Consider the following 18,114-nt stretch of genomic DNA (forward strand, 5'->3'; position numbering starts at 1 on the left):
CTGACCGCTCACACTGACTATGTACCCTGACCGTGTTGTCTCTGGCATGCGCCCCACAGGCGCCTTGCATCTTGGCCACTACCACGGCGCCCTGAAGAACTGGGTAAGGCTGCAATCCGAACTGCCTTGCCTGTTCTTCGTCGCCGACTGGCATGCGCTGACCACGCACTACGACGATCCGAGCATGATCGAAACCAGTACCTGGGACATGCTGATCGACTGGCTGGCGGCAGGCGTCGATCCTTCGCAGGCGACCTTGTTCATCCAGTCCAAGGTGCCGGAGCATGCTGAATTGCACCTGTTGCTGTCGATGGCGACGCCGCTCGGCTGGCTGGAGCGGGTGCCGACCTACAAGGACCAGCAGGAAAAACTGACCGACCGCGACCTGGCGACCTACGGTTTCCTCGGCTACCCGCTGCTGCAGGCGGCCGACGTCCTGATTTACCGCGCCAGCCAGGTGCCGGTGGGCGACGACCAGGTGCCGCACATCGAAATGATGCGCGAAATCGCGCGCCGTTTTAACCACCTGTACGGCAAGGAAAAGGGCTTTGAAGAGAAAGCCCAGGAAGCCGTCAAGAAGCTGGGCAGCAAACGCGCCAAGCTCTACAACGAGCTGCGCACCGAATTCCAGCAGCGGGGCAGCGAAGACGCGCTGGGGCAGGCCAAGGCCATGCTGGACGACGCCCAGAACCTGTCGATGATCGATCGTGAGCGTCTGTTCGGCTTCCTGGAAGGCAGCCGCAAGCTGATCCTGTCTGAGCCGCAGGCGTTGCTGACCGAGGCGTCGCGTTTGCCGGGGCTGGATGGGCAGAAGATGTCCAAGAGTTATGGCAATGCCATCGCCCTGCGCGAAGACAAGGATGTCGTCAGCAAGAAGGTGCGCACCATGCCGACCGATCCGGCGCGCGTACGCCGCACCGATCCCGGCGATCCCGATAAATGTCCGGTATGGCAGTTCCACCTGGTGTATTCCGACGATGCAACCCGCCAGTGGGTAGGCAAAGGCTGCCGCAGCGCCGGCATCGGCTGCCTCGAATGCAAGCAGCCGGTAATCGACGCCATTATCCGGGAACAGGAACCCATGCACGAGCGCGCCCAGCAATACCTGGACGATCCGTCGCTGGTGCGGGCGATTGTGGCGGACGGCTGCGATCACGCGCGCAAGCTGGCGCAGGACACGATGCGCGACGTGCGCGAGGCGATGGGCCTGAGCTATAGCTGAGCCCGGATCCCATCAAATTGAATCAATGCAACCGATAAGCGGGCAAGCGTGCCGATAAGTCCGGTATCTCCCTGGGTCAGCCGCTTCGGCGGCCTGCTGCCTGCCGGCCTGGTGCTGGACCTGGCTTGCGGCAACGGCCGCCATGCCGCGTGGCTGGCGCAGCGCGGCCTGGAGGTGCTGGCGGTCGACCGCAATCCCGAGCTGCTGGCAGAGATAACGGCGCCGGGCGTACAGACCCAGCAGATCGATCTGGAAGCCGGTCCTTCGGAGCCGCTGTCGTCGCTGTTCCTGCCGCAGCGCTTCAGCGCCGTGGTGGTGACCAACTACCTGCACCGGCCCTTGTTTCCCCTGATACTGGCCAGCGTGGCAAGGCAGGGCGTCTTGCTATATGAAACGTTTGCCGCCGGTAATGAGCAATTCGGCAAGCCGTCCAACCCCGATTTCCTGCTGCAGCCCGGCGAATTGCTGGCGCTGCTGGCAGCCGATGCCGCAAGCAGCTGGCGCGTGCTGGCTTTCGAAGACGGTTACCTGGCAGGGCCGAAACCGGCCATGGTGCAGCGGATTTGCGCCGTCAAGCAAGCCGGGGCCAGCGTTTCAGCCTTGCGCATCGCGTGAGGAATCCAGCGCAGCTTATGGATAAATTGCTAAATGGCAATTGTATTTGTAACCTGTTTTACAAGCGGAAATACCCACAGCCACTGTGATCCGCTACAATCAGTCTTTTATTTTTTCGCATTTACGATCATGATCAAGGGCAGCATTGTTGCAATCGTTACTCCCATGCATACCGACGGCAGCCTCGACTTGCCAGGTTTGCGCAAGCTGATCGACTGGCACATCGCGGAAGGGACCGACGCTATCGTCATCGTCGGCACTTCCGGAGAATCGCCGACAGTCACCGTGGAAGAGCACTGTGCCTTGATCAAGCTGGCGGTCGACCATGCGGCCAAACGGATTCCCATCATCGCCGGCAGCGGCGGCAATTCCACCGCGGAAGCGATCCAGCTGACCCGCTTCGCCAAGGAAGCCGGCGCCGACGCATCGCTGCAGGTGGTGCCTTACTACAACCGGCCGACGCAAGAAGGCATGTACCAGCACTTCAAGAAGATCGCCGAATCGGTCGACTTGCCTATCATCCTGTACAACGTGCCCGGCCGCACCGTGGCCGACATGAGCAACGAGACCATCCTGCGCCTGGCGCAGGTGCCGGGCATCATCGGCGTCAAGGACGCCACCGGCAACATCGGCCGCGGTTCCGACCTGATCCGCCTGGCGCCGCCTGAATTCGCCGTCTATTCCGGCGACGATGCGACCGCCATGGCGCTGATGTTCTGCGGCGGCAAGGGTAATATTTCGGTGACGGCCAACGTCGCTCCGCGCGACATGCACTTGCTGTGCGTGGCGGCAATGGACGGCAATGTCGCCGAAGCAGTCAAACTGAACAACAAGCTTTTGCCGCTGCATAATAAATTATTTGTTGAGCCGAATCCTTTGCCTGTGAAATGGGCTCTCACGGAGATGGGCATGATGTCTGACGGGATCCGTCTGCCGTTGGTGCCGCTGGCTGCCGAGTACCACGCAACGGTACGGGCCGCGCTGCGTGAATCGGGTGTATTACAATAAACTGCGCTGACAGGCGTTTCCATTTCTCTCGTTTTTTTGATCCTGTATCCACATGACTATTCGCAAGAACATTTCATCGACTCAAATCAGTCTCACACAACGTGGCGTTGTCATCGCTTTGGCGCTCGCCGGTCTGGCAGGATGTTCGTCGATCAGTTCGGTGCTTGAGCCGGATCGCATCGATTACAAAAGCGCAGGCAAGGTAACCGCGCCGAAACTGGATATCCCGCCTGACCTGACCCAGCTGCAGCGCGAGAATCGTTATGCGATTCCTGAATCCAACGCAGGCACCGCCACCGCTTCCGGCTACAACCTGGAGCAGGGCGTGACGCGTCCGGCCGAAGCTGCCGCGGCAGTCGCGCCGAATGCCGCGCCGGACATGCACATCGAACGCGACGGTTCGCAGCGCTGGCTGGTGGTCAACGCCACTCCTGACAGCCTGTGGCCTAAGGTCAAGGATTTCTGGCAGGATTCGGGTTTCCTGATCAATGTCGAAAATCCGTCGACCGGCGTGATGGAAACCGACTGGGCGGAAAACCGCGCCAAGATCCCGCAGGATTTCGTGCGCAACACGCTGGGCAAGGTATTCGATTCGCTGTATTCGACCGGCGAACGCGACAAGTTCCGCACCCGCCTGGAACGCGGGCCTAACGGCACCACTGAAATCTACATCAGCCACCGCGGTGCGGAAGAAGTGCTGTCCGGCGCGCAAAAAGAATCGAGCATCTGGACCGCGCGCGCTCCCGATCCGCAGCTGGAAGCAGAATTCCTGTCGCGCCTGATGGGTCGCCTGGGCAATGACGAAGTGAAAGCCAAGGCAGCAGTCGCCAATGCGCCATCGCTGCAAGCACGTTCCAAGCTGGTGAAGAATGCCGCCGGCGATTACGTGCAGGTTGATGAAGGTTTCGACCGCGCATGGCGCCGTGTCGGCCTGGCGCTGGACCGCGTCGGCTTCACCGTGGAAGACCGCGACCGCACGCAAGGCTTGTACTTTGTGCGTTACGTCGACCAGGACGCGGACGCCAAGGACAAGAAATCGGACAAGGGTTTCTTCGCCAAGCTATTCAGCAGCTCGGATAGCGACAAGGCAAAGAATGCCGCCAGCTACCGCATCCTGGTCAAAGGCTCTGACGCCGGCAGCCAGGTCGCCGTGCTGGACAAGGATGGCAAGCCTGAACTATCGAAGACTTCCGGCAAGATCCTGGCTTTGCTCAACGAACAGCTGAAGTAAGCTGACTCGCAGTCGTAGCGCGCAATGCGGCTGTCTTCCTGTCACCAGAGCTACCCTTGAAATTCGCAAGCCTGGGTAGCGGCAGCGAAGGCAACGCATTGCTGATTTCAGCAGCGTCAGGCAGCACCGCCACCAACGTGATGCTTGACTGCGGCTTCGGCATTCGGGAAACCGAACGCCGCCTGGCCCGCCTGGGCCTGGATGGCGCTGCACTCTCCGCAATTATCGTCACCCACGAACACCAGGACCATATCGGCGGCGTTTTCAAATTCGCCCGCCGCCATCGCTTGCCTGTGTGGCTCACCTACGGTACTTATCAAGCCTTGCGCCAGGACAGCACGGACGGCGTCGCGGTCTGTTTCTGCCGTGACAGCGATCCCTTTGCCGTCGGTAATCTGCAGTTAATTCCATATACGGTCCCGCATGATGCACGCGAGCCGGTCCAGTACGTCGCCACCGACGGCGATCGCAGGCTGGGCGTGCTGACCGACGCCGGCAAGCTGACCGAGCATCTGGTGCAAGCCCTGGGCGGCAGCGATGCGCTGGTGCTGGAATGTAATCATGATAGGAAGATGCTGAGCGATTCCGCTTATCCGCCATCGCTCAAGCGCCGCATCGGCGGCGAATACGGCCATTTGTCGAACGATGCGGCGCGCGAAATCCTGGCGGCGCTGGATCAGTCGCGCTTGCGCAAGGTGGTTGGCGCGCATTTGAGTGCGCGTAACAATTTGCCTGAGCTGGCGTATGCGGCGCTGTGCGGCGCCCGCTGCAGCGAATCGGTGGAAGTGACGATAGCGTGCCAGGAAGAAGGCTTCGGCTGGATAGAGATGTAGTGCGCGGCATGGCGCGCGAGCGATGCGCCGGTTCGATATTTACCGGAAATTTTCAGCAATAAAAAAGCCGACCCAGAGGTCGGCTTTTTTTAAGCAACCAATGATTACTTGGAAGCAGCAGGTGCGGCAGCAGCTTTAGCAGCGTCAGCAGCAGCGTCAACAGCTGTGTGAGCAGCATCAGCAGCAGCGGAACCAGCGGCAGCAGCAGCGGAACCAGCAGCAGTTGCAGCGTCAGCAGCAGCCGAACCAGCGGCAGTTGCAGCAGCAGCAGCGTCGGATGCAGCGGATGCAGCAGCGTCAGCAGCAGGAGCAGCGACGGATGCAGCAGGAGCAGCGTCAGCAGCAGGAGCTTCGTCTTTTTTGCCGCAAGCAGCCAGAGTCAGAGCCAACAGGGATGCGATCAACAGTGTTTTTTTCATGAATGTTCCTTCAGTAGTAATCAAAAATTTTGCGATGAATAATTACCGGTAATTATCGCTCTACAGGATGTTTTCGCAGTGCTTTGCCGGGACTGCGCATCGCGATGCAACAAAAACTTTCCAGCTCAGAATTATAGCTGGAATTTGTTAAATATGACATTAACGGTTTGCTATTTGGTAAGAATTTGTATCAATGCAACAGCGCTGTCGCGTGTCCAGGTAAACGTTGCCAGCTAGTCGGTGACAGATATCTGCTGTACTTATTCAATTTGTCGCTGAATGCGCATTTGCCGTCGCTGCATGACTAGTCGCGGCAAATGTGAATGGATATCCGCTTTTGGCAGCTTATTTGTTAAATAGTGTGAATTGCAGATAATGTTTATGGCGACCGGATTAAATATTAACTCCGGTATTTGTTTTATTATTAATGGCATTAAAACAAAGTTATATTTATTCTATAACTAAGTTTCAGATGTGGTTTCTCGCAGTTTCTCGCGGTTCCTCGCAGTTCCTTATTCGCGGCTGCTTATTTAAAGCAGCCGCGATAACATTCCGCTGCACCGCCATGGCGGGAAAGGCATCCGGCGCGGCCGGCCTGAAGCGCGTCCCAGCAATCAGCCGAGGGTAATCCAGCCGTCTTCGTACCAGGTGTAGAGCGCCTCCAGCACATCAGTGGAAACCTTGGCGGCGGCTTCGCTATCGAGCCGGCGCTGGTCTGCCAGCAGCGTCAGCGATGTTTTGTCGGCACGGCCCGCAGCGAATGATTCGCCGTTGATGAATACATGCTTGCCGCGATACAGCATCTGGGTCTTGCGCGACAGCGCGACGCCACGCTTGTTCAACGCAGCGGTAAAGCGCGCCAGGGTCAGCGGCCGCGCCGGCGATTCGAAAAACACATTGGCCTTGGGTTCGGACAAATACTCGCCGACGAAAATTGCAATGTCATCTTCGGTGAAGCGCACCTTGTTGAGTTCGTCCGAGATTTGCGCCAGCATGGCGCTGCCGATTTCCGCCGGATGCTTGCTGGCCTGCAGGTCCGGGTCGGCATAGCGTCCCGGCAGGTCGATCGAGTCCGCCATGAACTGCAGGAAGGCTTCGCCCAGTTCCTGGAACGGCGGGGCGCGGAAACCGATCGAATACGTCATGCACTCGCCGATCGCGGTGCCGTCGTGGGCGTATTGCGGCGGCAGGTACAGCATGTCGCCCGGTTCCAAGATGAATTCCTGCTCGGGCGTGAAGTTCTTGAGTATCTTCAGCGCGCTGCCTTCCACCAGGGTCAGGTCCTGGGTGGCGCCGATTTTCCAGCGCCGCTGGCCGTGGGCCTGCAACAAAAACACATCGTAGGAGTCAAAGTGCGGACCGACGCCGCCATTGTCGGTCGCATAGCTGATCATCAGGTCGTCCAGCCGTGCATCGGGGATGAAACGGAACTGGCGCAGCAAGGCGTCGGCGCCGTCGTCGTGCAGGTTGACGCCTTGCACCAGCAGGGTCCAGTCCTTCTGTGCCGTGTCCGGCAGCTCCAGGGCCGGGCCGTTGCTGACTTGCCATTGCTGCTTGAAGTGGGTCACCAGGCGTGATTCGACGTCGTCCCGCTGCGCCAGTTCAAACAAGGCGTCGGGCGTCAGCAAGGGGATGAAGCCAGGCAGGGCCTGGCGGATCAGCAGGGGTTTCTTGTGCCAGTAATCGCGTAAAAATTGCGCGGGCGACAGGCCGCCCAGGAGTGTTGAATTTTTCATGCGGTCATTATATCGGGTTGGATGCCGTAAAATCAGGTCGGGGATCGGGATTCGACGTGCGTTCAAGCCGCTTGGACGGAACCATCGCGTAATTTTTTGCTATCCCGGCGAGGCAGGGCCGTTCCGGCGGGTATAATCCGAACGCATGTTAAATGAAAGGAATGATCATGAAGATTGCCAAAAATACGGTAGTGACTGTACGCTACAAATTGTCAGATGCCCAAGGCAATCTGATCGAAGAAAGCAGCGAACCGATGGTGTACTTGCACGGCGGTTACGAAAACACGCTGCCGAAAATCGAAGAAGCACTGGATGGCAAGGAAGTCGGCTATCAAACCGAGCTGCAGGTTGAGCCGGACGATGCGTTCGGCGAATACGATTCGAACCTGGTCAAGATAGAGCCGCGCAACCGCCTGCCGACGCCGCTGGAAGTCGGCATGCAGTTTGAGGGCACGCCGGACAACGAGGATGAAGAAGAGCAGGCATTGATTTTCACGGTGACCGACATTGCCGACGACAAGGTGGTGCTCGACGGTAATCATCCGCTGGCCGGGATTGCCCTGCGTTTCGACCTGAGCGTGACCGAAGTCCGCGCCGCCTCGGAAGAAGAAATCGCCCATCAGCATGTGCACGGCGCTCACGGCCATGACCATGACGATCATGACGACGATGGCGCAGACGATCATTTCCGCAGCCATCCTATCCACTAAAGCATCGGTGATTCGTGTCGTCGCAGCCGCGACGGCGCATCAGGAAAAAAGCCGCAGACATGTTCTGCGGCTTTTTTTTTTGTTTCCAGGCGCTTGCCCGCGCTACGGTTAACGGCGCGACAGCACAGGCTGGTCCGCCGGCTTGCCGAGTTCGAACAGTTTCGGGTTGGCCGGGTCGACCATCACTTTCAGCCAGCCGGCGGGAATTTCCAGGTCGCCCAGGTTGCGTTGCCAGACGATGTTCGCCGGATTCTGCGAACTGGTTCCATGCGGCCCGTGGATCACCAGCACCTTGCCCTCGAAATGCGCGGCGTGCGAGCTGATGCGCTGGCGGATTTCGGCAAAGCCGTCGCGCTTGACGTTGAAGTCGAACACGCGATGGCGCTGGGCGGCCAGCGGATCGCCGTCGCAAAACAGGACCACCGCATCCGATTTCTTTTGCGAGGCATTCAGGAAAACGCGCTGCAGCCACTCCCGGTTGGCGATCTGCCTGTCCTCGAATTCGCTGTTGCGGCCGCCTTCCGCCAGGTAGTGGTTGTTGGCGGCGGGCAGGTTGATGGTGGCGAACACCACGTTGCCGATTTCCCAGCGCGCGTTCTCCACATAGCTGCGGAATTTCGGCGAAGTAGATTGCCGGATCAACGGGATCTTGCTGTCGCCAAAAGAAAATTCGTCGGAGAAGAACAGGTCGCGGATCCGGCCCAGGCGCTCTATCGCAGCCGAGCGGTCGGCTGCGGTCCTGCATGTCACCCAGTCGCTGGCGGACAGCGATACGATCAAGCCGTTTTTTGCGCTGTTCAGCAAAGCCTTGCGCTGGCCGTACAGCTTGTCGGTGCAAGGTTCGCTGCTGGCCTTGATGCCGTTGGCCACCACAAACGCCAGGTTGTCGGCGTCGGTTTCGCTGATGGCGCTGCGCAGCGCCGTTTCATCCGCGCTGCTGCGAAACACATGCGCGATCACGCCGAAACTGAAGCTGGTGGTTTCCGCCAGCGCAGCGCCGCAGCTTGCCGTCAGCGCCAGCAACAGCGCCAGCCGAAGCGGCAACCTGCGGCGTGTGTGCGGGCGGCCGACGGCGCTCATCAGTTTTTCTGCCCAGCGACGAGATGCTTCAGCCGGTACAGCTGTTCCAGCGCTTCGCGCGGGGTCAGGGCGTCGGGGTCGATGCTGTCCAGGGCGATCATCAGTTCGCTGTCCGGCGCTGCGTCGTCGCCGGCTTCATCGGCGTCCATGCCGGCGGCTTGCGCAAACAGGTCGAACTGCGGCGTCGGCTGCACCGACTGCGATTCCAGCAAAGCCAGGTGCTTGCGGGCGGCGCGGATCACCGGCGACGGCACGCCTGCCAGCTGCGCTACCTGCAAGCCGTAGCTCTGGGATGCCGGCCCGGCCTGTACCGCATGCAGGAACACGATGCTGTCCTTGTGCTCCACCGCCGACAAATGCACATTGGCCGCCGACGGATGCAGGTCCGGCAGCTGGGTCAGTTCGAAATAGTGGGTGGCGAACAAGGTGAAGCTGCGGGTGGCTTCGATCAGGTGGCGCGCAATCGCCCATGCCAGCGCCAGGCCATCGAAGGTCGAGGTGCCGCGGCCCACTTCATCCATCAGCACCAGCGAGTTTTCGCTGGCGCCGTTGAGGATGGCTGCCGATTCAGTCATTTCCACCATGAAGGTGGAGCGGCCGCCGGCCAGGTCGTCGGCGGCGCCGATGCGGGTGAAGATGCGGTCGATCGGGCCCAGCACGGCGCTGTCGGCCGGCACGTAGCTGCCGACATAGGCGAGCAGGGTGATCAGCGCCACCTGGCGCATGAAGGTCGATTTACCGCCCATGTTGGGGCCGGTGATCAGCAGCAGCTTGCGTTCGGTCGACAGCTGGCAGTCGTTGGCGATGAAGCGTTCAATCTGCTTTTCGACCACAGGATGGCGTCCTTGCACGATCTGGATCGCCGGTTCGGCCACCAGCCGCGGCACGCACCAGCCGTTGCGCGCGGCGTGGTCGGCCAGGGCCACCAGGGTATCGAGCTGGGCCAGGGCATGGGCGATGTTTTGCAAGGTGCCGATATGCGGCGCCAGGTCTTGCAGGATCTGTTCGTATAGCGCCTTTTCGCGGATCAGCGCGCGTTCCTGTGCCGACAGAGCCTTGTCTTCAAAGGCTTTCAGTTCCGGCGTGATGTAGCGCTCGGCATTCTTCAGGGTCTGGCGCCGGCGGTAGTCGTCCGGCACCTTGGTGGTCTGGCCGTGGGTGACCTCGATGTAAAACCCGTGCACCTTGTTGTATTCGACGCGCAGGTTAGCGATGCCGGTGCGCGCCCGTTCGCGCGTTTCCAGGTCGACCAGGTACTGGCCTGCGTTTTCCGACAGTCCGCGCAGCTCGTCCAGTTCGGCGTCGAAGCCGGCGGCGATGACGCCGCCGTCGCGCACCATGGTCGATGGTTCGGCCGCGATCGCGGTCTGCAGCAGCTGCAGGCAGTCGACCGGGGTTTCCAGCGCGATTTGCAGTTCCTGCAGCAGCGGCACCTGATTTTCGCTGCCGCACATGGCGATGTCGGCGCGCAGCGCGTCGAGTTGCAGCAAGCCGTCGCGCAAGCCGGCCAGGTCGCGCGGCCGTGCCGACAGCAGGGCGATGCGGGCGGTGATGCGTTCGATGTCCGGCACCGCGCTCAGCGTGCTCGAAATGGCGCTGCCGGCATCGGCGGCAATCAGGGCGCCGATCGCCGCGTGGCGGCCACGGGCCACGGCCTGGTCGCGCTTGGCATGGTGCAGCCAGTGGCGCAGCAGGCGCGAACCCATCGCCGTGCGGCAGTGGTCCAGCAGCGAAAACAGGGTGGGCGCGCCGGACGAGGCATCCTGGCCGCGTATGGTTTCGGTCAGTTCCAGGTTGCGCCGGGTGGCGGCGTCAAGGCCGATGAATTCGTTTTCGGTTTCAACCGTGAGCGTGCGTACATGCTGCAAGCCTTTGCCCTGGGTCGACTGCGCATAACGCAGCAGGGCGCCGGCAGCGCCGATGGCGGCGCTCAAGCCTTCTGCGCCGAAGCCGCCCAGGCTGCTGACGGCGAGCTGGTCGAGCAGGGATTTCTGGCCGTTGGCGATATCGAAATGCCATTCCGGCACGGTGGTGGCTTTGTCGACCACTGCGCTGCCCAACATGGTTTCCACCATGTCGGCAGCCAGGATCTCGGCCGGTGCGATGCGCTCCAGTTCCTGCTTCAGCAGGGTATCCAGCGTCGCCGGTTCGCACGCGAATTCCATCATCTTCAGCGCGCCGCTGGCCATCGACAGCCAGGCCAGGCCGACCTTGACCGCCTTGCGCTGCTGGGTGACATACAGCGCCAGCAAAGGCTGGTCCGATTTTTCCGGCAGCAGGTTGGAGTCGGTCAGGGTGCCGGGGGTGATCACGCGCAGCACTTTGCGGTCGACCGGACCCTTGCTGGTGGCGGGGTCGCCGATCTGTTCGCACAGCGCCACCGATTCGCCCAGCTTGATCAGCTTGGCCAGGTACTGGTCGGCGGAGTGGAACGGTACGCCGCACATCTTGATCGGCGCGTTGTTGTAGGTGCCGCGGGCTGTCAGCGTGATACCTAGCAGGCGCGCCGCTTTTTCCGCATCGTCGAAAAACAGTTCGTAAAAATCCCCCATCCGGTAAAACACGAGCGTGTCCGGATAGTCGGCCTTGATGCCGAGGTACTGCTGCATGCCGGGTGAAACTTTTTGTGCCGCTGCCGTCATCGGGCGGCCCGTTGCTGGAAATTTGATTGCATTAAATGGGTTCTTTCTCAGGCGCTGGAGCGCGCCTGATTGCTAATATTCGGGAATAGGCGATATTGTAAGCCGAACAAGGCCCAGCCGCCATTTCTTTGCAGCCGGCGATGCCTGTTGCACAAGCATCGCCGGGCCCTTTTTATCGCGGCGGCGCGCTGTCCTGGTAAAACATTTCGCGCATCAGGAACTGCTGCAGTTCGGCGGTATCTTTCAGCCTGGCGCTAAGCGTGATGACGCGCCCCAGCCGTTGCGAACGCCACGGAATATCGGTGCTGGTCTTCTTGCGGATCATCTCGATCATTTTATTGACGATCGCCATTTCGATGCTCTCGTCGCTGCCGCGCTCGACCGGGATATTCTGCTGTGCGCTCCGGCTGACATTCGCGTTCCAGCCGCGGAAAATCAGGCTGGCCCGGAACGGGGTCTTGTCGCGCACTTCGAAAATACCGCCCGACTTGTCCTTGTCCATGCCCATCCAGCCCCGTTGCGCCTGGATGTTGGCGCGCGCGATATCGTTCGGCGATTGCGGCGCGTCTTCCGCGGTCTCGCCGGCCTCGGCGCGTTCCTGGGCCAGGGCCGCTTCGCGCCGCTGGCGCGCGGCCTGGATGTGCGTAGAAAAATCTTCCTCCACCGATTGCTGGTACTTGGGCGCATCGGGCGGCGGCGGTATGGCCGGTTCCGGCGCAGTTGCGACCACCGGCTTGCGCACCTGTTCCTGTTTGGGCGCGCTCTTGCGCGGCTTGGGTGCGGATTTCGGCTTGGCCGGAGTGGCCTGCGTTTTCGGCGGCGGCACGCTGCTGGGCGCCGCCGCCTCGCTGATCAGCAGCAATCCCATGTTGCCGGGCGACGGCGACGCCACCGGCATCTCGACCGCCAGCTTGGTCAGCAAAAACCAGATGCCGAGAATGTGGACCAGGACCGAAACCAGCACGCCGACGATCTTGGAAATGCGCCATTGGCCGGCTCGCTGCTGGTCTGCCTGCGACAGTTCGCCTGGATTCACACTCCCTTCCTTCATCGGTTCAGCCTTGTGTCGTCAACGTGATTGCAAATTGAATGGCGGCTCCTCGGGAAGCTGCGCCATTCGCCGGCAGGAGCCCGGAGCCAAAGGTCGTCATGTTACCGTAACCAGCTTAAAACGCCATTGCCGGCAGCACGTCCGGAAGCCAGGCAGGCGCTTAGCAGGTAGCCGCCGGTGGGGGCTTCCCAGTCGAGCATTTCGCCGGCGCAGAATACGCCCGGCAGGGCCTTCAGCATGAGCTGCGGATCCATGCCTTCGAAGGTTACCCCGCCGGCGCTGCTGATGGCTTCATCGATAGGGCGGGCGGCCAGCAGGGTCAGCGGCAGCGCCTTGATCGCTTGCGCCAGCAGCAAGGGCTGGCCGAAATCGGCGGCCGGCACCAGTTCCCGCAGCAGGCTGGTCTTGACGCCTTTCAAGCCCAGGCGGCTTTGCAGGTGGCTGGACCAGGAACGCGCGCCGCGCGGCCGCGCCACCTCATCCGTCACGCGCTGCAAGGACCAGTCCGGCAGCAGGTCGAGGTAGACCAGGGCGCTGCCGCTGGCGGCGATGCGGTCGCGCAGGCCGGCTGACAGCGCATAGATCAGGCTGCCTTCGACGCCGTCGGCGGTGATCACGAATTCCCCTTGCTTGCGCTGCGCCGGCTGGTCGCCGTCGGTCGTGGTTATCGCTACCGATTTCAGGTGGTGGCCGGCAAAGTGCTCGCGGAAATATGCGCTCCAGCTTGCCTCGAAACCGCAGTTCGCCGGCAGCAGCGGGGCGAGCGGAACCTCGCGCTGCGCCAGCAGCGGCACCCACCTGGCGTCGGACCCCAGGCGGGCCCAGCTGCCGCCGCCCAAGGCCAGCACCACGGCGTCGGCGCGCACCGCGAGCGGTCCTTGCGTGGTGTCGAAAGACAACGCGCCGGCCTCGTTCCAGCCCAGCCAGCGATGGCGCATGTGGAAGCCGACGCCGGCCTGGCGCAGGCGGTGCAGCCAGGCGCGCAGCAGCGGCGCGGCCTTCATGTCGGTCGGGAACACGCGGCCGGAGGAACCGATGAAGGTGTCTATGCCAAGCGCGTGCACCCATGCGCGCAGCGCGTCCGGACTGAACTGCTCCAGCAGCGGTGCGATTTGCGGGCGGCGGGCGCCGTAGCGCGTCAGGAAATCGTCGTAGGGCTCGGAATGGGTGAGGTTCATGCCGCCTTTGCCGGCCAGCAGGAATTTGCGGCCAACCGACGGCATGGCGTCGTACACATGGACTTGCAAGCCGCCGGCCGCCAGCACCTCGGCCGCCATCAGGCCGGCGGGGCCGCCGCCGATAACGGCGACTGTTTTTTGCAATCCGGAATTATTCAACGATGTCATCAGTCGGGAGAGGCCAATCCTGCAGTGTGATCCAAGGGAGCGTGGTTCAAGGAATATCTAACGGGAAGAGTTGCAGGAACTGCCATAAAAATCTGCCAGAGGAAGCGGTCTGCAACTTTACCATATTGCAGCAACGGCCACGGGCCGCATGCGGGCTCCGCGGTACTGGTGACATGGAAACAAAAGAGGCTGGTTTGCACCAGCCTCTTTTACAGAGAGTTACATTTTTCTTGCTAGATAAACGCTAGGACACAAATGCGTATACCGCTTAACGTTTCAGCTGACTGATGTCGCGCACCGCGCCGCGGTCGGCCGAAGTCGCCATGGCGGCGTAGGCTTGCAAGGCCTGCGACACATAACGCTGGCGGTTGACCGGTTTCCAGGCATCCTTGCCCTTGGCTTCCATCGCAGAGCGCCGCTGCGCCAGTTCGCTGTCGCTGATTTTCAAGTGCATGCGGCGTTCCGGGATGTCGATTTCTATGATGTCGCCTTCCTCCACCAGGCCGATGGCGCCGCCTTCCGCCGCTTCCGGCGAGGCATGGCCGATCACCAGGCCGGACGAACCGCCCGAGAAGCGGCCGTCGGTGAACAGCGCGCAGGATTTGCCCAGTCCCTTGGACTTGATATACGACGTCGGATACAGCATTTCCTGCATGCCAGGACCGCCTTTCGGTCCTTCGTAGCGGATGATGACGACGTCGCCGGCATGCACCGTGTCGCCCAGGATCGCTTCCACGGCGTCGTCCTGGCTTTCAAAGACGCGCGCCCGGCCACTGAACTTGAGGATACTTTCATCGACGCCGGCGGTTTTCACGATGCAGCCGTTTTCCGCCAGGTTGCCGTACAGGACCGCCAGGCCGCCGTCCTGCGAATAGGCATGGGCCTTGTCGCGGATGCAGCCGTTGCTGCGGTCGGTGTCGAGGCTGGTGAAGCGCTTTTCCTGGGAAAACGCGACCTGGGTCGGCACGCCGCCGGGAGCCGCGCTGAACAGCTTGTGTACCGCGGCGTCCTGGGTCTGGGTGATGTCGTTGCTGGCGATGGCGTCGGCCAGCGTCTTGGCGTGGATGGTCGGACGGCTGGTGTCGAGCAGGCCGGCGCGCGCCAGCTCGCCCAGGATGCTGACGATGCCGCCGGCGCGGTGGACGTCTTCGATATGGTATTTGTCGGTCATCGGCGCCACCTTGCACAGGCAAGGCACGTGGCGCGAGATGCGGTCGATGTCGGCCATCTTGAAATCGACTTCGGCTTCCTGCGCCGCGGCCAGCAAGTGCAGCACGGTGTTGGTCGAGCCGCCCATGGCGACGTCCAGCGTCATGGCGTTCTCGAACGAAGCCTTGCTGGCGATGGTGCGCGGCAGGACCGAATAGTCGTCTTGCTCGTAATGGCGTTTGGCCAGTTCCACTATCAGGCGGCCGGCGCGCAGGAACAGCTCCTTGCGGTCGGCGTGGGTAGCGAGGATAGTGCCGTTGCCGGGCAGCGCCAGGCCAAGCGCTTCGGTCAGGCAGTTCATCGAGTTGGCGGTGAACATGCCGGAACAGGAGCCGCAGGTAGGGCAGGCCGAGCGTTCGATTTCAGCGATGTCGGCATCGCTGACGGAGGCGTCGCCGGCCTTGATCATGGCGTCGACCAGGTCGATCTTGAAGATTTTCTGGTCGATGACGGCTACGCCTGGCAGTTTTTCAACCACTTTGCCGGCTTCCATCGGGCCGCCGGAAACGAACACCACAGGGATATTCAGGCGCATCGCCGCCATCAGCATGCCGGGCGTGATCTTGTCGCAATTGGAGATGCACACCATGGCGTCGGCGCAGTGGGCGTTGACCATGTACTCCACCGAATCGGCGATCAGTTCGCGCGAAGGCAGCGAATACAGCATGCCGCCGTGGCCCATGGCGATGCCGTCGTCGACCGCGATCGTATTGAATTCCTTGGCGACGCCGCCGGCCGCTTCGATCTCGCGCGCGACCATCTGGCCCAGGTCCTTGAGGTGGACGTGGCCGGGCACGAACTGGGTAAACGAGTTGACCACGGCAATGATCGGCTTGTCGAAATCGCCGTCTTTCATGCCTGTGGCGCGCCACAGGGCGCGGGCGCCGGCCATGTTGCGGCCGTGGGTAGTAGTGCGGGAACGGTATTGCGGCATGATTTGCATCTCCAGGATTGATGGCTTAAGGCTGACGTTAGATTGCCTTGCCCATAACGCCATGTCAAATATATGATTTGTGGCTTATTAATATCTATTGCATATATATAGGATTTGGTGTCTTTGAGGATGCCGGGCTGCGTGCTTTCTTGCTGATTTGTATTTAATTTCTTTGTATTATTGAAATTTTAGGAAATTATTCTAATAAATCGTGATTCAAGGATGTTTGTTGCAATAATTTTCCACGCGGGCGACCCTACAATGGCTACAGGTAATCTCGCCGTACAGTCCAGCATGGAGCGCTTCTTATGTCTTCCAATCATTCTTCAGCTTCCCCGGCAACCCATGTCGATACGCAGCTGGTGCATTGCGGCCGCGAGCCGGCGCGTTTTGCCGGCATGGTGAATACGCCGGTGTTCCGCGGTTCGACCATCATCGCCAACAACCTGGAAGACTGGGAGGCCGCGCGCCAGATCGACAATCCGATGTCCAACTACGGCCGCTTCGGCACGCCGACCACGCGTTCCTTCGAGCAGGCGATCGTGACGCTGGAAGGCGGCCACAACTGCCTGGTGTTCCCGTCCGGCCTGTCGGCCTGCACCCACAGCATCATGGCCTTCGTCAAAAGCGGCGACCACGTTCTGATGACCGACAGCGTGTATGGTCCGACCCGCACCTTCGCTGACCGCGTCTTGCGCCGCATGGGTGTTGAAGTTGAGTATTTCGATCCGCTGATCGGCGGCGAAATCCGTACGTTGCTGCGGCCGAACACCAGCGTGGTGTTTGTCGAATCGCCCGGGTCGTGGACCTTCGAGGTGCAGGACATCCCGGCCATCGCAGAAGAGGCGCATAAGGTCGGCGCTTACGTCTTGCTCGACAATACCTGGGCCACGCCGCTGTTTTTCAAGCCGTTCGAACATGGCGTCGACGTCTCGATCCACGCCGCCACCAAATACATCGTCGGCCATTCCGACGCCTTGCTGGGCGTCGCCAGCGCCAATGAACGGGCCTGGTGCATCCTCAAGCACGGCGCCCACGATTTCGGCCAGACTGCCGGCCCGGACGATATCTACCTGGCTTTGCGCGGCATGCGCAGCATGTCGGTGCGCCTGCGCCAGCATTCGGAGAGCGGCATCCAGCTGGCGGAATACCTGCAGACCCAGCCGCTGGTGGAGCGCGTATTGCATCCGGCGCTGCCGTCCGATCCCGGCCACAAGCTGTGGCAGCGCGATTTCCTCGGCGCCAGCGGCCTGTTCACGATTGCCTTGAAAGAAGTCGGCCGGCCTGCGCTGTCGAAATTCTTCGATGGCTTGCAATTGTTCGGGATCGGCTTGTCGTGGGGCGGTTTTGAAAGCCTGGCTTTGCCGCTGGACAAACCGCCGACCCGCGTGGCGTCGGCAACCACCTACCCGAATCCGCTGGTGCGGATCCACGTCGGGCTGGAAAACATCGACGACCTGATCGCCGACATGGGCCAGGCGTTCAAGCGCATGGAGCAGGCGCTGTAGGCAGCCGGCCGGATCAGTCTAGCCCGGCATAGTCAAGCGGCAGCGCGGTAGTGTGCTTGATCTGTTCCATGGCGAAGCTGGCGTTGACGTCGAACAGCGCGTTCGACTGCGTCAGCTTCTGGTACACCGCGTCGTAGGCGGCGATATTCGGCACCACCACCCGCAGCAGGTAATCGATGTTGCCGCTCATGCGGTAGAACTCGACCACTTCGGGAATCAGTTTTACGGTATTGCTGAATTGCGCATACCAGCCGGCGTTATGCTGGTTGGTCTTGATCGATACGAATACCGTCACGCCGACATTGAGCTTGTTGGCGTCCAGCAGCGCCACCCGGCGCAACACCACGCCATCCTCTTCCAGTTTCTGTATGCGGCGCCAGCAAGGCGTCGACGACAGGTTGACCTTCTCGGCGATTTCCGCCACCGGCGTGCTGGCGTCTTCTTGCAGGATGGCCAGAATCTGTTTATCTATTTTATCCATGGTCGGTATGGTTCACGATGAGTGCTTGCGCAGTTGGCAGAGGCAGTTTAGCGCCACTTGCGCGGACGCAGTGGATTTCGAGTGTTTTG

The 18,114-nt window shown here is 61.2% G+C and carries 15 protein-coding genes; 7 read left to right on the top strand and 8 right to left on the bottom strand.

Translation table 11 applies throughout. From position 1 onward, the window contains the following. Positions 1 to 19 precede the first annotated feature (19 nt). The 5 genes from V8G57_RS01355 (at position 20) to V8G57_RS01375 (ending at position 4,909) form a co-directional block, all read left to right on the top strand. On the top strand, positions 20 to 1,222 hold the full coding sequence (locus V8G57_RS01355; RefSeq protein WP_092392002.1) for a tryptophan--tRNA ligase: 1,203 nt from the start codon (positions 20 to 22) through the stop codon (positions 1,220 to 1,222). A gap of 48 nt (positions 1,223 to 1,270) precedes the next feature. Beyond that, positions 1,271 to 1,837: a class I SAM-dependent methyltransferase gene (locus V8G57_RS01360; protein WP_342827867.1), complete on the top strand. Its 567-nt coding sequence runs from the start codon at positions 1,271 to 1,273 to the stop codon at positions 1,835 to 1,837. Positions 1,838 to 1,966: 129 nt separating this feature from the next. After that, positions 1,967 to 2,845 (top strand): 4-hydroxy-tetrahydrodipicolinate synthase, encoded by an 879-nt coding sequence (gene dapA / locus V8G57_RS01365; RefSeq protein WP_061539754.1) that lies wholly within the window; start codon positions 1,967 to 1,969, stop codon positions 2,843 to 2,845. A 52-nt stretch (positions 2,846 to 2,897) separates the two neighbouring features. Further along, positions 2,898 to 4,076, top strand: a complete 1,179-nt coding sequence (bamC, locus tag V8G57_RS01370) for an outer membrane protein assembly factor BamC (RefSeq protein ID WP_092392006.1) — start codon at positions 2,898 to 2,900, stop codon at positions 4,074 to 4,076. A 56-nt stretch (positions 4,077 to 4,132) separates the two neighbouring features. Further along, complete coding sequence (locus V8G57_RS01375; protein WP_092392008.1) at positions 4,133 to 4,909, top strand: MBL fold metallo-hydrolase; 777 nt, start codon at positions 4,133 to 4,135, stop codon at positions 4,907 to 4,909. Positions 4,910 to 5,013: 104 nt separating this feature from the next. Here the strand turns inward: V8G57_RS01375 and V8G57_RS01380 are convergent, their stop codons facing one another. Together V8G57_RS01380 and V8G57_RS01385 are read right to left on the bottom strand one after the other, a co-directional pair. Next, complete coding sequence (locus V8G57_RS01380) at positions 5,014 to 5,328, bottom strand: hypothetical protein (protein ID WP_041741578.1); 315 nt, start codon at positions 5,326 to 5,328, stop codon at positions 5,014 to 5,016. A 614-nt stretch (positions 5,329 to 5,942) separates the two neighbouring features. Next, positions 5,943 to 7,064: a JmjC domain-containing protein gene (locus tag V8G57_RS01385; protein ID WP_342827869.1), complete on the bottom strand. Its 1,122-nt coding sequence runs from the start codon at positions 7,062 to 7,064 to the stop codon at positions 5,943 to 5,945. Between the two features lie 167 nt (positions 7,065 to 7,231). Here V8G57_RS01385 and V8G57_RS01390 point away from each other — a divergent pair, with 167 nt between their 5' ends. Then, positions 7,232 to 7,774 (top strand): FKBP-type peptidyl-prolyl cis-trans isomerase, encoded by a 543-nt coding sequence (locus V8G57_RS01390; protein WP_061542287.1) that lies wholly within the window; start codon positions 7,232 to 7,234, stop codon positions 7,772 to 7,774. 108 nt (positions 7,775 to 7,882) lie between these two features. Here V8G57_RS01390 and V8G57_RS01395 read toward each other — a convergent pair whose 3' ends face one another. The 5 genes from V8G57_RS01395 to ilvD all read right to left on the bottom strand — a co-directional run bounded on the left by V8G57_RS01395 (position 7,883) and on the right by ilvD (position 16,036). Then, positions 7,883 to 8,854, bottom strand: a complete 972-nt coding sequence (locus tag V8G57_RS01395; RefSeq protein WP_342827870.1) for a hypothetical protein — start codon at positions 8,852 to 8,854, stop codon at positions 7,883 to 7,885. Continuing rightward, positions 8,854 to 11,496 carry a DNA mismatch repair protein MutS gene (gene mutS / locus V8G57_RS01400; protein WP_342827871.1) on the bottom strand — a complete coding sequence of 881 codons (2,643 nt, stop codon included), beginning with the start codon at positions 11,494 to 11,496 and terminating at the stop codon, positions 8,854 to 8,856. The genes V8G57_RS01395 and mutS overlap by 1 nt, the downstream gene beginning before the upstream one ends. Before the next feature lie 172 nt (positions 11,497 to 11,668). Beyond that, positions 11,669 to 12,532, bottom strand: a complete 864-nt coding sequence (locus tag V8G57_RS01405) for a cell envelope integrity TolA family protein (RefSeq protein WP_092392016.1) — start codon at positions 12,530 to 12,532, stop codon at positions 11,669 to 11,671. Between the two features lie 116 nt (positions 12,533 to 12,648). Beyond that, the gene (locus V8G57_RS01410; protein ID WP_342827872.1) at positions 12,649 to 13,893 is read right to left on the bottom strand and encodes a TIGR03862 family flavoprotein; all 1,245 of its coding nucleotides are present in this window, start codon (positions 13,891 to 13,893) and stop codon (positions 12,649 to 12,651) included. A 268-nt stretch (positions 13,894 to 14,161) separates the two neighbouring features. Further along, a complete protein-coding gene (gene ilvD, locus V8G57_RS01415; protein ID WP_342827874.1) occupies positions 14,162 to 16,036 on the bottom strand; it encodes a dihydroxy-acid dehydratase in 1,875 nt (624 codons plus the stop codon). Positions 16,037 to 16,344: 308 nt separating this feature from the next. Here ilvD and metC point away from each other — a divergent pair, with 308 nt between their 5' ends. Next, positions 16,345 to 17,544, top strand: coding sequence for a cystathionine beta-lyase (gene metC, locus V8G57_RS01420; protein ID WP_342827876.1), 1,200 nt, complete (start codon positions 16,345 to 16,347; stop codon positions 17,542 to 17,544). Between the two features lie 13 nt (positions 17,545 to 17,557). On the opposite strand, the gene V8G57_RS01425 is transcribed toward metC, so the two are convergent. Next, the gene (locus tag V8G57_RS01425) at positions 17,558 to 18,025 is read right to left on the bottom strand and encodes an Lrp/AsnC family transcriptional regulator (RefSeq protein WP_092392021.1); all 468 of its coding nucleotides are present in this window, start codon (positions 18,023 to 18,025) and stop codon (positions 17,558 to 17,560) included. Positions 18,026 to 18,114 lie beyond the last annotated feature (89 nt).

This window comes from Collimonas rhizosphaerae (genome assembly GCF_038896935.1).
GTDB classification, from domain to species: domain Bacteria; phylum Pseudomonadota; class Gammaproteobacteria; order Burkholderiales; family Burkholderiaceae_D; genus Collimonas; species Collimonas rhizosphaerae.